Here is an 18,138-nt window from a genome sequence, read left to right as displayed (position 1 = left end):
AGAATTAAAAGGGAACTTTTTCGTTGGTATTTAAGGTAAGCTTTGGATTTTTTGTCAATGCCGATAGCGGAAAAGGGATAATGTACAATCTTGAATTAGGCTGTAACGTGTACGTTTTTTGAGGAACGATGGTGTTGACCAATGGAAATAATCTTACAACCGTTTTTGCATAATCGGGTTCATTATTCAATCTTTTAAGGTCAAAAAATCGATTGAAACCTAAAAGCAATTCTTTTCTGCGTTCGTTGATGACCAACTGCATCGTTGCTTTTCTGGTGGATGGAACGGCTAAATTTATTGTACCCGATAAGATTCGTTTTGCTCGTAAAGTATTTAAAATAGCTACAGCGTCATTGAACCTGTTTTGTCTGGCATAACATTCGGCAAGCATCAGATGAACCTCGGTGGTTTTCATCCCGACAGTCGGATAGAAAAATTTTGTGTATTGAGTTGCCCAATAGGCTGTATTGGACCCTTGATCCAGATTGGTAGTACTTGTAGAATTGAAAAACAAATTAAAACGCGCGTCATTGTTCCCAAATAGAGTACGCAGCTCAGGACTTATGATACTACTTTGAGCAAAATTCATTTCATTATAGCCTGTCATATACATATAACTCAATACTTCGACATTACTGGCTGCAGGAACTGCAACTGCGTTGGGTCCTCCTTGTTGATTGTAAGCTACAAGGTCAAATATTTGATTATTATAGCTTAACGATTTTTCAGCGGCTGCCTGAGCTTCGGGAATTTCACGTTTGAACAAATGAACTTTAGCTTTGAAAGCATACGCAAATGCCAATGACGGATGGTAAATATCAAATGGTTTTGCCTGAATGTAGGGAAGTGCTTCTTCTATATCCTTTTGTATAAATTCATAAACTTGTGCTACTGTTGACTTTGATGGCTGAGCTTCCAGATCGAATTTATCCATAATGCAAATTCCTCCATCATTAGCAGCAGTCTGCGGATCATAGGCTTTTGCATAAGTGTTGACCAGCAAAAAGTGATCGTACGCTCTATAAATTTTGGCTTCTGCTTTTGCTAATTGTTTCGTGCCTTCATCTCCTTTGCTGTTATCAACCAATGAAATAATGGTGTTCCATCGGTTGATGTAGGCATAAGCCTGATTGTAAAAGCTGGATGTTTTCATCAGTGAAACTCTGTCAATACTTTCATCAAAAGTGAAATTGAGAATATCAATGTTGGGCGTTTTGCCTATTACATTGGCTTCTCTCATCCACTGGTCGTCTGACAGATATTGAAAATTGTTGATGGGATAACCTCTGTTTGGCAGTGATACCATTTCAAGAAACTGGTCTGCCGTTTCTATAACCAATGCTCCTTTTGGAGTAATATCTGTATAATCTTCGCAAGATGTTGTGCTTAAAATCATTAGCGACAGCAATATAATTTTTATATGTTTCATTTTTTTAAAGTGTAAGATTAAAACCGAATAGAAATGTTTTTGGCAACGGCAAATTTCGCGTGCCTGAATTAACAGAATAAACCTCGGGATCAATCCGATTACCTGCGGCACTCCAGTACCAAAGATTGTTGACCTGTAACGTAAATTTAGCCGATACCACTTTACTTTCATCAGTAAAAGATTTCGGCAGATTATAACTTAATGAAATATTTCTAAGCTTGATGTAATCGCCATCTACCACATTGGCGGTTGAATTTCGCCATTGACCGCTTATGGTTCCTGCATAATTTCTCACACTTTCATCAAAATCTACATACAATCGCACATTGCCATTTTGGTTGACATCTGTATATCGATCAGAAATGCCCGAAAGATTGACTGCGTCTGAACTCATATCAAGAGTTTCCTTACGCATTACATTTCCTCCCGAGAACACAAACAAGAAATTCAAATCGAATCCTTTATATGAAAATCTTTGTGAAAAAGATCCTGTATACGTGGGTGTCAAACTTCCCATATTGACCAAGGCAGCAGAATTTGTAACTGTTTTTATCGCAGTCGAAATGGGGTTTCCATTGGCATCAAAAGTAATTGATGGATTTCCATTTTCATCTAAAACATAAGGATATCCATTGATAGTTCCTCCATATTGGTAAGCGTACAAACTATTATAGGTCTCATTTTCCAGAAAGAAGTCTATCGGGGAACTCACATATACCGATGCATTGGATTGTGCTCTGGTAATTTTTCTTACTGTGCTATTGTTAAAGCCTAAGACTAGAGTAGTACCTATGCGCAGATCTCCTTTATTCAACCAATCGGAACCTATGCTGAATTCAACTCCTTTGTTGAGCAATGCTCCGGCGTTGATTCTTCTGGTGAGTGCACCAACGGTAGGATCCAGATCTGTGGTCGCTAATAGATCGGTGTTGTATTTACGATAAACGTCAACGCTTCCTCTTAATTTATTTTGAAATAAGCTGTAATCCAATCCCAAATTCCTTGTTTCTGCCTTTTCCCATCTAAGCAGAGGATTGGGCTGTGAGGTGATATTGATGTACTGCAGAGATTGGTATAAGTTATCGTTTCTTCTGGTAGCGGTTACGTAAGGTGTTGTGGTCTGGTCAACATTTCCGTTAACGCCATAAGTAGCTCTTAGTTTAAGTCCATTTACCCATTGGATTTCTTTCATGAAATTTTCATTGCTCACATTCCATCCTAAACCTACAGACCACAGTGGGCGGTTTTTGTACCTGGGATCTGCTCCAAACAGATCGGCTCTGTCGACTCGGTAACTTCCCGTCACATTGTACTTTGATAATAAGGTATAACCTGCACTACTAAAAACCGAAAAATAACGATGTAAAATTTCTGTCTGCACTCTTGATCCTGCTGACAAGGTTCTGTTATTTCCGTAGATGTAACTCGGAACACCAGCCTGGCTCAATGCAAGGCTATTGATTATGGAAGAGCTGAGGGTCACAGGATCATAACCGTAGCGTAATTGTTCAATGGTTCTGGGAACAAAAGTTTCCCGCATTTCAGTTCCTGCTAAAGCTGTAACAGCGTGTTTGCCTCCCTCAAAATTATGATTGAAATCCAGTTGGTTTCTAAAAGAATAGTTGTTTGCCTGACTGCTGAATTGTAAGTATCGTCCTCCTGTAGAAAAACCTTCGACGTAGGTATAAGCATTTGTTGTAGGATTATAACTGGTCAAGGAATTGATGGCATAACGCATTTTATAGGAGTTAATGTCATAATATTGCTCGTTATCGTTTTTTCTGGTCTCGTATTGAAATTGAGTGCTGAAAATCAAACCTTTCCAGATCTTTGCTTTTAGATTGGCAAAGGCTCTTAGACTTAACGAGTTTTGTTTTGTAATTCCTTGCTGAAGCTCATCGAAAACATTAAAAGTAACAGGTTTAAAACCACTAAGGCCATTGATTTTTGCAGCCACTCCCGGATTGATAATCCCTCCGGAGGTGAAACCGTCATTGATACCCACAAAAGGTGATATTACACGATTTCCATTCTCATCAGTAATACGTTCGTATCTTTTTTGAATATCGTAATTTCCGTAACTGCCATCTGTAACATCTTCATTAGTGTAGGTTCCATTCAAACCGATGGTTGCATTTAACCAGTTACTGACCTGAAAACTGCTTTTTGCATAAAGATTTAATGCCAGGCTATTGTTGTTGATAATGCGTCTGTTTGCCTGATCATAATTAAATGATACATAGGTATTCTGCTTATTGTTTCCAACCGAAAATGCAATATTGTAACGTTGTCTTAACTCATTCTGCCAAACATTGTCCCGATAATCTTTATTGTAGTCATTTTTTCTCCATTGGGAAAGGGTTTTGTTGTAGTCAGAATTGTTAATTTTACCCTCTTCCAAATCTCTGTTAAGCTGATAAAGAGGGCTGTAATACTTGATACTGCTGTTTCCGATATCTCCATAACTGTTGAACATCGTGGCAACATTGGCAAATTTAGATCGCTCTCTATTATAAACAGCCTGTTCAAAATCAATCAACTCACTTGTAGAGGCATAATTCATATCCCTCAAATTGGGTTTTTCAGCAAGAAATAAATCAGAATTGAAAGTCACTTTTAAATTCCCGCTTCCTTTTTTGGTCGTTAAAACAATAATCCCATTTGCAGCTCTTGAACCATAAATAGAGGCTGCCGCAGCATCTTTAAGCACATCTATGCTTTCAATATCATAAGGGTTGATTTCATCCAATGTTAATTCCGTTGGTAAACCATCAATTACCAAAAGCGGACTGTAGCCAACCTGAAGCGAAGAAAAAGTTCCGATTCCCCGCAGAATAGGTTTGTCTGCACCAATTCCAGCTGGATTTTTTTGAAACATCAAACCAGCAACTCGACCTTCCAAAGCACTTGCTAAATTGGTGTTGAGGTTTTCGTTTAAGGTTTTCTGGTCAATTTTAGTTATTGCAGCAGTAGATGAGCTTCTATTAAGAGTCTGATATCCTGTTACGATAACTTCTTCTAATAATGAGACCGATGGAGTCATTGAAATTACGACGATAGAACCTGCATCATTTTTTATATATTTTTTTTCCTTTTGCTCAAAACCGAAATGTGAAAATTGCAATATGATCTCATTTTGGTTTGTATCAAAGGTAAAATGACCGTTAATATCTGTTTTCAAACTATTGGCAGTACCTTTCTGCAATACTGTCGCACCTGATATTCCTCTGCCTTCAACATCCGTTACCATACCTTGCAACTTGTATGTAGTTTGTGCAAAAGAAAGAATTACTGAAAAAAAAGGAATCAGAAAAAAGGGTTTAACAAGATATCGATATGATGAGATGCTCCTGTTTTTTATATATGATTTATACATTTAGAATTAAATTATTGAATTTTAAATTTTCTTGAACGTGAAAATTTACTTGGATTGACCAAGCAGAACTTTGATATAGTTTTTCTGATGATCATAAATGTCGAACTTGAAATTTTGTGTACCGATGCAAAAACTTAAAAGTGACAATGCGATTCTTAAGATATATTTATTCATTTTTTGGAATTAAATTTAAAACAGCAGAAAACCTACGAAAACGCCATAGCTGTTTTCATTGAATTTTTCCGGCCCGTAATAATCAATATTGGTTCCTAAACCAAAAGTTATTTCTTTGCAGCTTACACCTGCACGAGCCATCACATAGCTTCGGGTTTGCATATCGATGACTGTGCTGTATTCGTATAAGGCTTGAATTCGAGAATAAAAAAGCCAGTTATCACTGATTTTCGGCTTGTATTCAAATAAGAACATTCCTTCTATATTGGTATCTTTGGAGAAATCTATTCTGGAATTTGCGACGAATAACCAATCTGGCGTGGCTTTGGTGTAAATGAGTCCGACAATCGGTCGCATCCCTTTTACAGGAGTCACGTGAAAACCACCGGCGAGCTTCAAACCTTTTACAATCTCGTAACTAAGACTGGCTTGCGTCATATAATCATTCACTTTATCTTCACTCCATTCTCCTACCAAAGAAGTGACGCTGAAAAAACCGAGTTTGGGAACGCTTTTTATTTTTTTGTCAATAATCATCTGAAAAGCCAGACCGCGGTTGCTCCCTAAAACTTCTGTATTGATGGGAACACTTGAAACAATGTCAGTTGATTGATTCTGAGCTTTAAAACAATTAAATATTGTCATAAAACAGAGTAGGGGAAAGCTTTGTAAAAAACTTTTTCTTATTAGAATATTTGAAATGGATTTCATTAAATTGTTTTGATAGATTAAGTTTCTTTGTGATTTCAATCGGGTCTACACCGTTTTTGGAGGTTTTGTACACAGATTATATAGGCAGACATCATTAATAATGTTGCTAATAAGTGCTGTCTAATTGCTTAAAAATTCTCTTTTTTAAAAATAAGAGTCAATTAAACTAAAGGTGGATGAAATATCTTTGAATGGTATTCGGAATAATAAGGATTCGTACAGAAAGTACTGATAGATTCTTGATAAATACTATCGATGTCCGAGTGAGTAAATTTAAAATCTTCGGCAACCAAAAAAACATCAATCGAAGGAACAGAGATTTTATGACCGTTTTGAGTCGTCTGTTCCTGATTTGTTTTGGTCAATTCTTTGGAAACATAGCATTTACCATTACACATCAGTTCAGGTTTTGCTTTGTTTTCACATAGGTTTTCTACAATATACTCATAGTTTACTGCATAGTTAATCATTGGCAATACAGGTCGCATTGTCATCGTAAAAATGATGAATATGGAAACGAAATATTTCAGAATCTTAATTCGAAAAGTGACTGTTAATAGGTGAAAACCAGATTCAAATAGAAATTTAAAATTATTTTAGAAGCTTTCTAATATCTTCAATTAAAAGTTCTCGATCCGGATGGTATTTTCCTTTAAGATCGGTACTGAGTCCTTCGGGATCTTCATAATTCAATCCTGAGTAATAGAGGATGGGAACATTATTTTTACCGAAACGGCATCTTATGTTTCCTTCCTGATCTACCAGGGCAATCATACCACTGTGGTTCAGGCTTTCAGAATCGTCATCTTTATCACCGACATAAATATTGAACTGATCGGCAATTTTTCCGATATAATCTCGGTCACCTGTCAAAAGATGCCAGTTGGGAGATTTAATACCAATTTTACTTTCATGAGCCTTCAAAATCTCAGGAGTATCGTTTTCAGGATCGATGCTGATAGAGATTACTCCCAGTTCAGGACTGTCGATTTCCTCCATTATGTGCTTCAAATTGCTATTCATAATCGGGCATATCGTAGGGCAGGTACTGTAGAAAAACTCTACCAGATACACTTTGCCCAGCATATCTTTATTAGAAGTTTTTTTATTGTTTTGGTCGGTCAGTTCAAAATCGGGAACTTTCATGACCGAGTACAATTCTTTTTTGAAATATCCGGTTCCGAAAGAAATAATTGCGAACAGACCGGCAATGACCAAGATAGGAACAACAAATTTTTGAAAAACTGAGCTCTTCTTTTTTGAATGATTATTTGCTTGCATATTTCTCTGGAGTTTTTTTGAATGTTTCTTTACAGCCAGATGAACAGAATCCGTAGATTTTATTTTTGTAGACTGCAGTATCTTTCAGATATTGAGCTGTTTTCATTTTACAGATGGGATCCTCTTCATTGACCACCTTTACATTTTTTATGTCGACACCAGCGGTCATCGACTTTTTGTGGTTAATTTTAAATTCTTTTTCTTTTTTACAAGACGTTAGGGATAATGACAGCACTGCTATCAAAATTATTATTGATTTCATTAGGTAAGATTTGTTAAATTTTGTCGAATAGTATTTTGATAAAGATCAAAATAGAAGTAATGCAATAATTTAACTGAAGAGGGGTGGGTGAAAAATCGTGAAATTATATCTTAAATGATACAAGTTGATATATTCTGAAATGGATTGAATAGAATGAATGTATTCTGTTCCATTATCGAATGACAAAATATCGTTCGGAACAAAAATATCTAAACTAATCACTTTTGCGACTGTTTGTGTGGACTGTTTTTCAGATTTTGAAAGTTCTTTCGCTAAAAAACACTTTCCGTTACATGATAACTCAGGTTTATCTCTGTTTTCACATAAGTTCTCAACGATATAATCATAGTTGACTACATAGTTGTACACCGGCATAATCGGCCGTACAGCAACGGTGAAAACAATAAATAAAGATAATAGAAGTCTCATAGGATTCTGCAATGATAAAAGTACTACTCTTTGGTCATATCTTAAGTATGAATATTATCAGTTGAAGTCGGATTATTTTTTATTTGAGATGAAGTATTTCCAATATAAATTAAACCAAATGGTTAAGACCAAATGTGGCTAACTGCTCAATAATTGGTAGTGTACTTAAGCCTTTTTCTGACAAAGTATATTCTACTTTTGGCGGAATTTGAGGAAACGATTTCTTGTGAACCAATTGATGTTCAATCAATTGGTTCAATTCCTGAATGAGCATTTTTTCACTGATTCCGGGGATTTTACGCTTCAATTCCCCGTACCTAACTTTTTGATCATTGATTTGATATAAAATCAATAAAGTCCACTTCCCGCTTAGAAGTTGGAGAGATTTTCGGACAGGACAGTTTTCGTCGCAGATATTAATTTCGCTTAAATCCATTGATTTACAGTATTTCTTACCTTTTGGTATGTACCTGACTATGTGTGTTGTACAGTTGCAAAGGTAAGGTAAAATAACTCTGTTATCAAATCTAAAAAGTAATTGAATGAAAATCTGGTGCGCAAAGAGAAAATTTGCATTCTTTATCAGGCGCTTCGCTATTGAATAAATATGCTGTTTAAATAGTTACATAAATATGTTTGTAAATACGTTTACTTTGTGCTCAGGCTTTCCAGATACTCAGAGGTCGTCATTCCGGTCTGCATTTTAAAAAATCTCATCATATGTCCTGGTTCAGCGTAGTTCAAATCAAAAGATATTTCTGAAACTGTTTTATTAGAGTAAACCAATCGATCTTTTATTTCAGCCAATAAACGCTGTTTTAGAAGTTCTGTAGCAGTCACATTATATTGTTCCTTGACTGCTTTGTTTAGGGTAATCCTGCTGACATTTAATAAAACGGTATAATCTTCAATATTTTTTTTCTGACAGATGTGTTTCTCAAGAAGCGACTTATACTGCACTGCGTAATTTTTATCATCCTTTTCAATCATCAAATGATTAGCAGATGCATACCGTCGGTTGATGGTTTGTAAAAGGTAGTACAGGATAGATCTGATGATGTGAACGCTATCTTTTTTTGTGTGTACAAGTTCAGTTTTAATTTCTGCAAGAAATTCATTGAATCTTTTCATTTCAGAATCACTCACATTGAGACGTAACTCATGATTGAGCTGATAAAAGAACAGCATTTTGTGCGTGAAAAACTTATCAGCAAAGAATTCATTCAAAAAGTCTTCCCTGAATATTAAAGTTTTAAATTCAAGTCCTTCTTCCTTAATTCTCCAGGCTCTTTTCTGAAAGGCTGAAATAAAAACAATGGAATTATTTTGTATATCAATTGTCTGATCATTTATTTGCACCTTACCATCAGCTTTCGTAAAAAAAACAACCTCAAAATAGTCAGTATTGTGGACATCGGTCTGCAGATAATTGATGGTGTCCTGATTGAGGATATTGATGAAAAAATCGACACCACATTCTGTTTTATGAAAATTGATCGTTTGCATTATATCTTTATTGAATCAAATATACACTGAAATAATTTTATTATTAGAAATTATATTAATTAATCTGATGTTAATCGTTTCTAAATTAGCTTATCAAAATGACATCTTTTCCTAATAATTTGGTATTAAGATCCTACAAAATAGACGCTAATTTTGTTTCGTAATAAATAAATAAATAAATAAATAGTTATGAGCAAACAAGCATTGATTATCATCGACATCCAGAATGAATATTTTGACAACGGAAATCTTACATTGGTTAATCCAGTTGAGGCAAGTCTGAATGCAGGTAAAGTTCTTGAGCATTTCCGAGCAAAAAATTTACCTATTGCACACATACAACATCTATCGGCTGATCCGACAGCACTTCCTCTTTTCATTGAGGGAACAGCCGGTGCAGAAATCCACGAAAATGTAAAACCATTACAAGGCGAGAAGATCTTTCAAAAGTACTATCCTAACAGTTTTAGAGAAACAGGTCTTGGTGAATATTTAAAAGAAAACGATGTTACTGAAGTTATTATCACAGGAATGATGACTCACATGTGCGTTGATGCCACCACAAGAGCAGCATTTGACTTTGGTTACAAGTGTACTGTTATTGGGGATGCATGCGCATCAAAAGATTTAGAAATCAACGGGAAAACTGTAAAAGCTGATGATGTACACCACGCATTTTTAGCAGCATTGGAATTTTTCTACGGAGAAATAAAAAGTACAGATGAGTTCTTAGATGCTGTTTCTTAATTAAGAGAAAACATTTTCTAACAATGAGAGAATATCCTTGACAATTAATTTGTTGAGGATATTTTTAATTATACACGTAGGTCAATCCAAATAGCAGAGAACATCATGAAACATAAATGTGTGGCTCAATCAAGCAATAGATTTCCAGAAAAATCATTTTTTTGTTGGTTTATCAAAATGGTATTTCTTATCTGTTTTTTGATATCGTACTAGTTTAAGAACCGGGGTAATTTTGCACTATAATTTAAATCAAGAGATTATGAAAAATACAACAGCTGATAAAAATAAAAAAACTGCTTTTTCTCCACTGTTAAAACAAGGAAATGCACCAGTACCAATATCAATACTTGACGTTGCAACTACAGGAAAAGGTTATTCTGCTTCAGAGGCCATAGAAACAAGTATTAAGTTGGCAAAATTTGCTGACCAACGTGGATTCGGCCGTTATTGGGTAGCAGAGCATCATGGGATGCCCGCAGTTTCTACTTCTTCCCCCGCTATGTTGCTATCCAGACTTATTGGAGAAACTAAGAATATAAAGTTGGGATCTGGCGGGATGATGTTACCGAATTTTCCTCCATTGGTAGTTGCTGAACAATTTGGCATGCTTCAGGCAATGGCTCCAGGACGTATTGATCTTGGAATAGGACGTGCTCCCGGAACCAATGGTCTTACTGCTTCAGCACTTCGCCGAGGTAATATTGGTATTGAAGATTTTCCTGCGCAATTAGCAGAATTACTGCATTTTCTTGAAGACGATTTTCCGGATGGACATCCTTACAAAGAAAAAGTTTTTGCTGTTCCGGGACCCGGACAGGATAGAGAAAACGACATTGAAAGATCTTTTGAAAGCCCATCCGTCTGGCTTTTGGGATCTTCAGGTTACTCGGCTCAGTTGGCTGGTAAACTAGGATTGCCTTTTGCATTTGCGGCTCAGCTGGCTCCAGAGAATTTGTCCATTGCTTTTGACCTGTACAGGAGAAATTTCAAACCATCAGCAGTTCTTGATCGACCTTATACCGTTGCATCATTTGCCGTATTTGCTGCGAACAGTGAAGAAGAAGCAAGACTCCAGACTCATTCTTTTTCGCATAGTATGCTTAGGATGATGAAAGGTGAATCGTATATCATACCATCACCTGAAGAATTAAAAAACTACAAATATTCCGAATACGAAAGATATGTCTTGGACAGCTGGAATCAAAAAATGATTCAGGGAACTGCAGATCAGGTTGTCAGTGGATTGAATGAATTTCAAAAAATTTCGGGAGCAGATGAATTGATGATTGCTAATTTGGGATATTCGCCAGAGGGTATTTTGCATTCGGCTGAACTAATAGCAGATGCTTATAATATGCCTATTTTATAGTAGGAGAATATTACAAAGAGGAAAATTGATTATTAAGAAATTTTAAGACACATTATTTTGAATTATATTGCTTCAAGAATGAAATAGAAGTGGTGATTCGGATAGATATTTGGCTTATCAAAATGGTGGTAAAAAACATCATTTAGATACCTCAAAGATATGTTCCTATTCGGACATTTACAGTGTTCTTATTTCTGTAAAATCTGATGAAATAATTAAGATAGTTAATAAAATAAAAAAAGAATATTTATGAAAAAAGTAATCGTAGCAATGGCACTTACGTTGTCATCTGCCTTATCCTTCGGACAGATAAAATCTGATACAAAACCGACTGTTCAATTAATTAGAAATGCGACTTTGGTCATTGATTATGCCGGAAAAAAAATATTGGTAGATCCAATGTTATCCCCAAAAGGGGCTATTGATTCTTGGGCAGGGATTCAAAAAAATCCTACGGTTGAGCTGACAATGCCTGTAGAGGATATTGTTAGAGACGTTGATTTGGTTATAGTAACCCATACTCACGAAGATCATTTTGACAAGCCTGCAAGCAGCACTCTTAATAAATCCGTAGCATTAATCATGCAGCCTGCCGACAAGGAATTCTTCAAAAAAGAAGGCTTTATGAATGCAACGGTCGTAGAAGATCAAAAAGTTTGGAATGGCATCAATATTCACCGCGTGGAAGGGAAACATGGTTCTGGTAAAGTATTGGAAATGATGGGTAAAACGTCCGGGTTTGTCTTGCAGGCAGCGAATCAACCAACGGTTTACATTGTAGGAGATACGATCTGGAATGAAGACATTAAAAAAGATATTGAAAAATTCAAACCGGATTATATTATTGTTAATTCAGGAGGAGCATTGATCAAGGGATTTGGCGATACTCCAATCATTATGAATGAAATGCAGACGATGGCTTTGATTGCCGCAAGTGGAAAAGCAAAAGTTATAGCAGTTCACATGAATGCATTGGATCATTGTTTTACGACCAGAGATATTCTGAAAAAGAAGGCTGAGGAATTGCAAATCGGAACAGATAAATTAATTATTCCTGAAGATGGAGAAAAACTGACTATTTCTCTATAATTAAACAACGAAAACTGATCAACACAAAAGATAAAAACCTACTTTCTTAAGTAGGTTTTTATCTTTTAATTAATAATAAATCTGAAATCAAGGATAGCAGGTGGTGCTTAAAGTACTTTAGTTTTGCTTTTATTGATTCAGATTATTTTACATCTTTAATCAAATTAATGTATTTCAGTCCACATTCAGCAAACTTTTCATAACTATTCATTGCATTCCCATAGTTTTGAATAGTAATCCCATATTTATCTAACGATCCTTGTATGTCTTTAGGAAGATCCAAATTTTTGTCAATTGCATTTCCTTTTGAATCGACAGCACCTGTGTTTTCGCTCCATTTTATATTTTTTAAAGTAATATAATAGCCATCTTTTTTCTCATTTAATGTTAAAGTGGCGAAGTCTGTAAGTGTCTGACGATCTGTTTTTAAATCATACTTTAATTTTCCTTCTGAATAATATAATTTCAGATTCATATTACAACTAGCGTTATCTTTAGATTGATATAGTCCTTCAATATCAAAAAGCAGATTATTATTTTTACTAAGATTTTTTTGAGATATATCCGATTGTATGCTATCATTTTGTTTTGAAGACGATTGTGTTGTAGTTGCAACTGGTTTATCGTCTTTTTTTGCACAAGATTGTACAGCGAGTACAAAAACGAGTGTACTGATGAATGTGATTTTTTTCATTTATTTGAAGTTGTTTTTAAAGATTTATATTGGTTTATTTAAGAGTACTTTAAAAATGAAGGTTATTTTTTTCCTGAGTATGCAAAAAAAAAAGGAAAAATATTTTTTTAGATTAATATTTGCTAATATTCGATGATCAAAGATACTGCTAAATCGTGAATGATACATTCTAATTATAAAATATTCCCCAATTTTTAATATTTAGAAAACTACGCCTATGCAATGGTTATCGTAGATACTAATATATGATTCAAAAACTACTGTACTAAAGCAAATATTTATCAAAATGACATTAAAAAAAGAGGTTTTGGTAGATTGTAACCGATGCTTAAACTTTACTTTTGATTCATATAAAAAGTAGTTCAAGAAATGGATATCTAAAGATAATTATTTTCTAAAAGGTGGGAAGAATTAAAAAGAATATGACAAAAAATAGATTAGATTTAAAGGCGATCATTTTTGATATGGATGGGGTTTTGATCAATACAGAACCGCAATATGAAAACTTTTGGAGAACTTCTGCCAAGAAATATAACGTTTACTTCGAAGGCTTTGAAAAACAGATCCGCGGGATGACGGTTAAAAAATTATTTGAAGGACATTTCAAACATATTGGAGATGTTGAAAAAAAGAATCTTTTAAAAGAATTCAAAGCATTTGAAGATAAAATGTCTTTTCCTGAAATTTCCGGCATTTCTTCTTTGTTGTATCATTTAAAACAAGCAAAAATTAAATTAGGATTGGTAACAAGCTCGGATCTGGAAAAACTAACGAGAGTGAGTGGACAGAAAAACTACGATCTGTATTTTGATGTGATGATTACAGCCAACGATGTTGTTGACGGTAAACCAGCGCCTGAATGCTACTTAAAGGCTGCGGATAAATTAGGGGTTGAACCGGAAAATTGTATCGTTTTTGAAGATTCTTTTGCAGGGATCTCAGCAGCGAAATCTGCAGGTATGGTGGTCGTGGGAGTTTCTTCCTCGCATTCAAAAAATGAATTAATGAGTGAATGTGAAAATGTAGTTGTGGATTTTCGAAGAACAGAATTGAAGGATATTATCAAGTTTTATAAATCTTAAGAGCTATAAGCTGTAGTCTAAAATAGTATTTTTCATAAATTGAAAGAGAGAAATTTGACTTATTTTTACATCTTATAAATTATTGAACTTGTTTTTTGTTTTTGATTTTTATTAGGTGGACTGCTAGCTTCTCAATTTCTTACGAATACTAGAGGAATTATCGTTAATCCAACACTTTAAGGAGAATTGAATGGTTATGGAATCAGGGATTACAGCAATATTATTCGTGTTCAATTGGTGAATTTGCGAATCTATTGACTTTAAAGGGTTTTGCAATTATGATTGGCGGTCGCTTTTTAGTAGGCTTCGGAACCAATTATGCAGGAGGTTTTTTAATGGCATTTGTCTGATATTATTGATATTAATGAGTTTGAAACCCATCTGAATCGAGACGATATACAGATTGTGGATGTGAGAAACAAATCAGAATATGAAGAAGCTCACATACAAAACGCAGACAATGTTTTTGTTGGTACTTTGGAAGACCATCTTGATGAAATTTCTAAAGATAAAACGGTGATCATTCATTGTCAGAGTGGTGATAGGGCAGCGATCGCGTATTCACTTCTAAGAAAGAATGGTTTTAAAGATGTTAAAAATTTTTCTGGTGGAATGACAGAATGGCTGGCTGCAAAAGGTCGAACTGTTCATTAAAAAGTCGGGAACCACTATATTTAAACCAATAAATAGATTTTAATATGAAAGATAATAAAGTAGATGAACTGTGGACTTCGAGATGGGATGATAGATACCGCGAGGAAGAGTTTGCTTATGGTGAAGAACCCAATAACTATTTGAAAGAACAATTGCCAAAACTAACCCCAGGTTCTATTTTTTTTCCTGCAGAAGGAGAAGGACGAAATGCCGTTTTTGCCGCCAAAATGGGTTGGGATGTTTCTGCATTCGACATTAGTGTTGAAGGTAAAAACAAAGCTGTTACACTTGCTAAAAAAAATGATGTAGCCATCACTTACAAAGTTGGAGAATTGGAAACATTAGATTTTGAAAATGAACAATTTGATGCAATCGCTTTGATCTATGCACACTTTCCTGCAACTATTAAATCACGTTACCATCAAACATTTGACAGATTATTGAAAAAAAATGGAACCATTATCTTTGAAGCATTTAGTAAAAAACATATTGATTATGTTACGGCAAACGAGAAAGCAGGTGGTCCAAAAGATATTGAAAGTTTATTTTCAATAGAAGAGATCGGATCAGACTTCCCAAACTATGAATTTAGTGAATTAATAGAAAAGGAAATTGAACTAAGCGAAGGACTTTATCACAATGGAGTAGGTTCGGTAATAAGATTTATTGGGAGAAAAAAGTAATCGGATGCATAGAATCTTTTTGTATCAGGAGTTGTAAAATGTTGCGTGATCCGATTCAAGACTACAAATTGATGATGTTTAGAAATAGTAATGAAGTAAAATAGTTGAAAATGTATAAAAAATTGATCGCATTATTACTGGCACTCGTTGTGACAGAAGGTATGAAAGCACAAAATAAAGCCGAGCAAAAAAGTCTCCCGGCTAAAGAGTTCTACAAAAAAATAGAAACAAACAAAGAAGCACAGTTGGTCGATGTAAGAACGCCGGATGAATTCTTAAACGGACATCTTATCAACGCAAAAAATATCGATTGGAAGGCAGATGATTTCGAAGAAAAATCAAAAGCTTTGGACAAAAGCAAGCCCGTATTTGTTTATTGTATGAGCGGACCAAGAAGCACTGCTGCTGGTAAAAAACTGCAGGAAATAGGTTTTAAAAATGTCTATATAATGGAAGGTGGAATGATGAAATGGAGAAATGCAGGTCTTCCGGAGATAAAAAAGTCCACCACTGCAGGAATGAGTCTTGCACAGTACAATGAATTATTGAAAAGTGAAACTCTTGTGCTTGTTGATTTCTACGCAGAATGGTGCGCTCCGTGCAGGAAAATGGAACCTTACCTCAAAAGAATAGCATCTGAAATGTCGGACAAAGTAAAAGTCGTACGAATCAATGCTGATGAAAACACCGAACTTTGTAAAGTACTGAATGTTTCTGCACTTCCTGTTTTAAAATTATATAAAAACAAAAATGTAATCTGGGAAAATCTTGGATTTGTGGAGGAATCAGAAGTAAGAAAACAAATTTTGCAATAAGCACCATACTATAACAATGGAAAAATTCAAAATGTGGCTCAAAAAAAACTGGAGTACTGTACTTTTTGTAGGAATATTCATTCTCCTCTTGGTCAGTACAGATGCGAAAGCTTGGCTTATGCGACAAATCATTTCTACAGGCTTATTGAACTCAAAAATTGAGAAAAAAAATGTTGGACAACCCGTAGAAGAAATGGCTCCATCCATCTTTGAAAGCTTTACTGTAAAAGATGAGAACGGAAAGATCATCAATGTTTCTGAACTTAAAGGTAAAGTGGTCTTTATTAATTTCTGGGCTTCGTGGTGTCCACCTTGCAGAGCAGAATTTCCCTCTATTCAAAAATTTTATGAGAAATACAGTTTAAATAATGAAATTGTTTTTATTACAGTAAATTTGGATGAAGACTTGAAGGCTGGAACTAACTATCTTGAGAAGGAAAAATATACAATTCCTTTTCTAGTTCCAAATGGGCATGTTCCGGATGTATATTTTACTGGTTCACTCCCTACAACCGTGGTTTTGGACAAGAAAGGAAAAATGCGGATGAAACATGATGGAATGGCAGATTATAGCAGAGATTCTTTCTATGAAGAAATCAATCAGCTTTTGATAGAATAAATATTTTAGAGTATTTATCGATTTATTATTGATTAAAACAAATATCAAAACCTATAAATTGTTAGTTCCGCAAGTCTATTTTAAATTTTCTACAATATTGTTTTTGATTATTTTTTTATGTAAAACCAGAGAAGAAATTATCTCAGTTTTCTTTTTATATGATAATATTTAGCTAATAATCTATCATACCACAAGGCGAATAATAGTAAACAAGCCGGGATAAGAAGTGTTTTTAATTGAAAATGCTGATAGGTGAGTGCCCCAATAATTCCTCCAGAAAAGAAACAAATGATGATCATTATTTTTAAAAATATACTTTTATTTACTTGCGTTCTCTTATCTTTTTGCTTATGAAAAAACAGCAGCGATAGCTCAATTCCCAGATCTGTAAAAAGTCCTGTTAGATGAGTTGTTCTTACTACAGATTGCGAAACACGGGTAACGAGAGCATTTTGCAATCCCATGGCAAAAAGTAATACGGAAGAAATCACCAATGGAGCAGAGGAATGATCCGGAAATAATTCAGGTGAGAAACCGATGAGAAGCATGAGAACAATTTCAATAGATAAAGGAATGATATATGAGCTATGGGGTCTATACTTTGCAGTCCATTCGATTAGCAGTCCTGAAATAAAAGCACCTAATAAAAAAAATAAAATGTATAGCAAATAAATAAAAGCCATTTTATAATTTCTTAAAAATAGTTGTTCGGAAAAAAAAGCAAAGTGTCCCGTTACATTTGTGGTAAGATTGTTAACGGATAGAACTCCTGTAATATTCACTAATCCTGCAACACCAGATAAAATAGAAGCCAGTTTTAAATTATGGGAATATGTTCTTCCTTTCCCTTTGTGCCTAAACATGAGCAATTCTTTTAAGTGAAATTTTTAAAAAGGTAAATTTTTTGAGTACAGATTTTTACAGAGAGCTCCTTGAAATGTGTAAAGACAATTATTACCTTTAGATATTCGCAATACGGGTAAGGCTTTCCAAATCTATTAATAGAATTTTTCTTCCTTCCATAACGATAAGATGATCTTCCCGGAAATCATGGAGAATACGGGCTAACGTTTCATTGGCAGTTCCTACCATGTTGGCAAGATCTGTTCTGGACAATGTAATGTAAGTTTTATCCTCTGTTATATTAGATTGATATTTTCTATGCAGAATTAATAAACTTAATGCTACACGTTCCCTGACCGTTCGTTGTGACAGAAC

At 34.7% G+C, this 18,138-nt stretch carries 20 protein-coding genes; 8 read left to right on the top strand and 12 right to left on the bottom strand.

The annotated features are described in order from the left end of the window. Positions 1-4 precede the first annotated feature (4 nt). From B5X64_RS18695 to B5X64_RS18655, 9 genes are all read right to left on the bottom strand, one after another. Positions 5-1,429, bottom strand: a complete 1,425-nt coding sequence (locus B5X64_RS18695; RefSeq protein WP_079466679.1) for a RagB/SusD family nutrient uptake outer membrane protein — start codon at positions 1,427-1,429, stop codon at positions 5-7. 4 nt (positions 1,430-1,433) lie between these two features. After that, positions 1,434-4,679, bottom strand: a complete 3,246-nt coding sequence (locus B5X64_RS18690; RefSeq protein WP_174887949.1) for a SusC/RagA family TonB-linked outer membrane protein — start codon at positions 4,677-4,679, stop codon at positions 1,434-1,436. A gap of 315 nt (positions 4,680-4,994) precedes the next feature. Beyond that, complete coding sequence (locus B5X64_RS18685) at positions 4,995-5,624, bottom strand: hypothetical protein (RefSeq protein WP_111944997.1); 630 nt, start codon at positions 5,622-5,624, stop codon at positions 4,995-4,997. Positions 5,625-5,851: 227 nt separating this feature from the next. After that, entirely contained in the window at positions 5,852-6,160 is a 309-nt protein-coding gene (locus B5X64_RS18680) for a hypothetical protein (RefSeq protein WP_111944996.1), read from the bottom strand. 121 nt (positions 6,161-6,281) lie between these two features. After that, positions 6,282-6,971: an SCO family protein gene (locus B5X64_RS18675; protein WP_079466676.1), complete on the bottom strand. Its 690-nt coding sequence runs from the start codon at positions 6,969-6,971 to the stop codon at positions 6,282-6,284. Then, the gene (locus B5X64_RS18670) at positions 6,958-7,233 is read right to left on the bottom strand and encodes a YHS domain-containing protein (RefSeq protein ID WP_079466675.1); all 276 of its coding nucleotides are present in this window, start codon (positions 7,231-7,233) and stop codon (positions 6,958-6,960) included. Before B5X64_RS18670 ends, B5X64_RS18675 begins: the two co-directional genes overlap by 14 nt. Positions 7,234-7,302: 69 nt before the next feature. Continuing rightward, complete coding sequence (locus tag B5X64_RS18665; protein WP_079466674.1) at positions 7,303-7,662, bottom strand: hypothetical protein; 360 nt, start codon at positions 7,660-7,662, stop codon at positions 7,303-7,305. Positions 7,663-7,771: 109 nt separating this feature from the next. Beyond that, entirely contained in the window at positions 7,772-8,098 is a 327-nt protein-coding gene (locus B5X64_RS18660) for a winged helix-turn-helix transcriptional regulator (protein WP_079466673.1), read from the bottom strand. Positions 8,099-8,310: 212 nt separating this feature from the next. Continuing rightward, on the bottom strand, positions 8,311-9,168 hold the full coding sequence (locus tag B5X64_RS18655; RefSeq protein ID WP_079466672.1) for an AraC family transcriptional regulator: 858 nt from the start codon (positions 9,166-9,168) through the stop codon (positions 8,311-8,313). Between the two features lie 189 nt (positions 9,169-9,357). On the opposite strand from B5X64_RS18655, the gene B5X64_RS18650 reads away from it, so the two are divergent. The 3 genes from B5X64_RS18650 to B5X64_RS18640 all read left to right on the top strand — a co-directional run bounded on the left by B5X64_RS18650 (position 9,358) and on the right by B5X64_RS18640 (position 12,373). Next, positions 9,358-9,915, top strand: coding sequence for a cysteine hydrolase family protein (locus tag B5X64_RS18650; protein ID WP_079466671.1), 558 nt, complete (start codon positions 9,358-9,360; stop codon positions 9,913-9,915). A gap of 259 nt (positions 9,916-10,174) precedes the next feature. Next, complete coding sequence (locus B5X64_RS18645) at positions 10,175-11,284, top strand: LLM class flavin-dependent oxidoreductase (RefSeq protein ID WP_079466670.1); 1,110 nt, start codon at positions 10,175-10,177, stop codon at positions 11,282-11,284. Positions 11,285-11,533: 249 nt separating this feature from the next. Then, positions 11,534-12,373, top strand: a complete 840-nt coding sequence (locus tag B5X64_RS18640; RefSeq protein ID WP_079466669.1) for an MBL fold metallo-hydrolase — start codon at positions 11,534-11,536, stop codon at positions 12,371-12,373. Positions 12,374-12,515: 142 nt separating this feature from the next. On the opposite strand, the gene B5X64_RS18635 is transcribed toward B5X64_RS18640, so the two are convergent. Then, positions 12,516-13,067, bottom strand: coding sequence for a hypothetical protein (locus B5X64_RS18635; protein ID WP_079466668.1), 552 nt, complete (start codon positions 13,065-13,067; stop codon positions 12,516-12,518). Between the two features lie 422 nt (positions 13,068-13,489). On the opposite strand from B5X64_RS18635, the gene B5X64_RS18630 reads away from it, so the two are divergent. The 5 genes from B5X64_RS18630 to B5X64_RS18610 all read left to right on the top strand — a co-directional run bounded on the left by B5X64_RS18630 (position 13,490) and on the right by B5X64_RS18610 (position 16,920). Continuing rightward, positions 13,490-14,149 carry an HAD family hydrolase gene (locus tag B5X64_RS18630; RefSeq protein WP_079466667.1) on the top strand — a complete coding sequence of 220 codons (660 nt, stop codon included), beginning with the start codon at positions 13,490-13,492 and terminating at the stop codon, positions 14,147-14,149. Positions 14,150-14,491: 342 nt separating this feature from the next. Next, a complete protein-coding gene (locus B5X64_RS18625; protein ID WP_079466666.1) occupies positions 14,492-14,803 on the top strand; it encodes a rhodanese-like domain-containing protein in 312 nt (103 codons plus the stop codon). A gap of 44 nt (positions 14,804-14,847) precedes the next feature. Beyond that, a complete protein-coding gene (locus B5X64_RS18620) occupies positions 14,848-15,486 on the top strand; it encodes a class I SAM-dependent methyltransferase (protein WP_079466665.1) in 639 nt (212 codons plus the stop codon). Between the two features lie 110 nt (positions 15,487-15,596). After that, a complete protein-coding gene (locus B5X64_RS18615) occupies positions 15,597-16,301 on the top strand; it encodes a thioredoxin domain-containing protein (protein ID WP_079466664.1) in 705 nt (234 codons plus the stop codon). Positions 16,302-16,317: 16 nt separating this feature from the next. Next, on the top strand, positions 16,318-16,920 hold the full coding sequence (locus B5X64_RS18610) for a TlpA family protein disulfide reductase (protein WP_079466663.1): 603 nt from the start codon (positions 16,318-16,320) through the stop codon (positions 16,918-16,920). 137 nt (positions 16,921-17,057) lie between these two features. Here the strand turns inward: B5X64_RS18610 and B5X64_RS18605 are convergent, their stop codons facing one another. Both B5X64_RS18605 and B5X64_RS18600 read right to left on the bottom strand, forming a co-directional pair. Beyond that, positions 17,058-17,783 (bottom strand): YoaK family protein, encoded by a 726-nt coding sequence (locus B5X64_RS18605; RefSeq protein WP_079466662.1) that lies wholly within the window; start codon positions 17,781-17,783, stop codon positions 17,058-17,060. Between the two features lie 97 nt (positions 17,784-17,880). Next, a partial coding sequence (locus B5X64_RS18600; protein ID WP_139377614.1) for a Crp/Fnr family transcriptional regulator occupies positions 17,881-18,138 on the bottom strand: 258 nt, incomplete at its 5' end.

This window comes from Chryseobacterium balustinum, from assembly GCF_900168205.1.
Taxonomy (GTDB): Bacteria; Bacteroidota; Bacteroidia; order Flavobacteriales; family Weeksellaceae; genus Chryseobacterium; species Chryseobacterium balustinum.
This window is presented reverse-complemented; position numbering and strand designations above follow the sequence as displayed.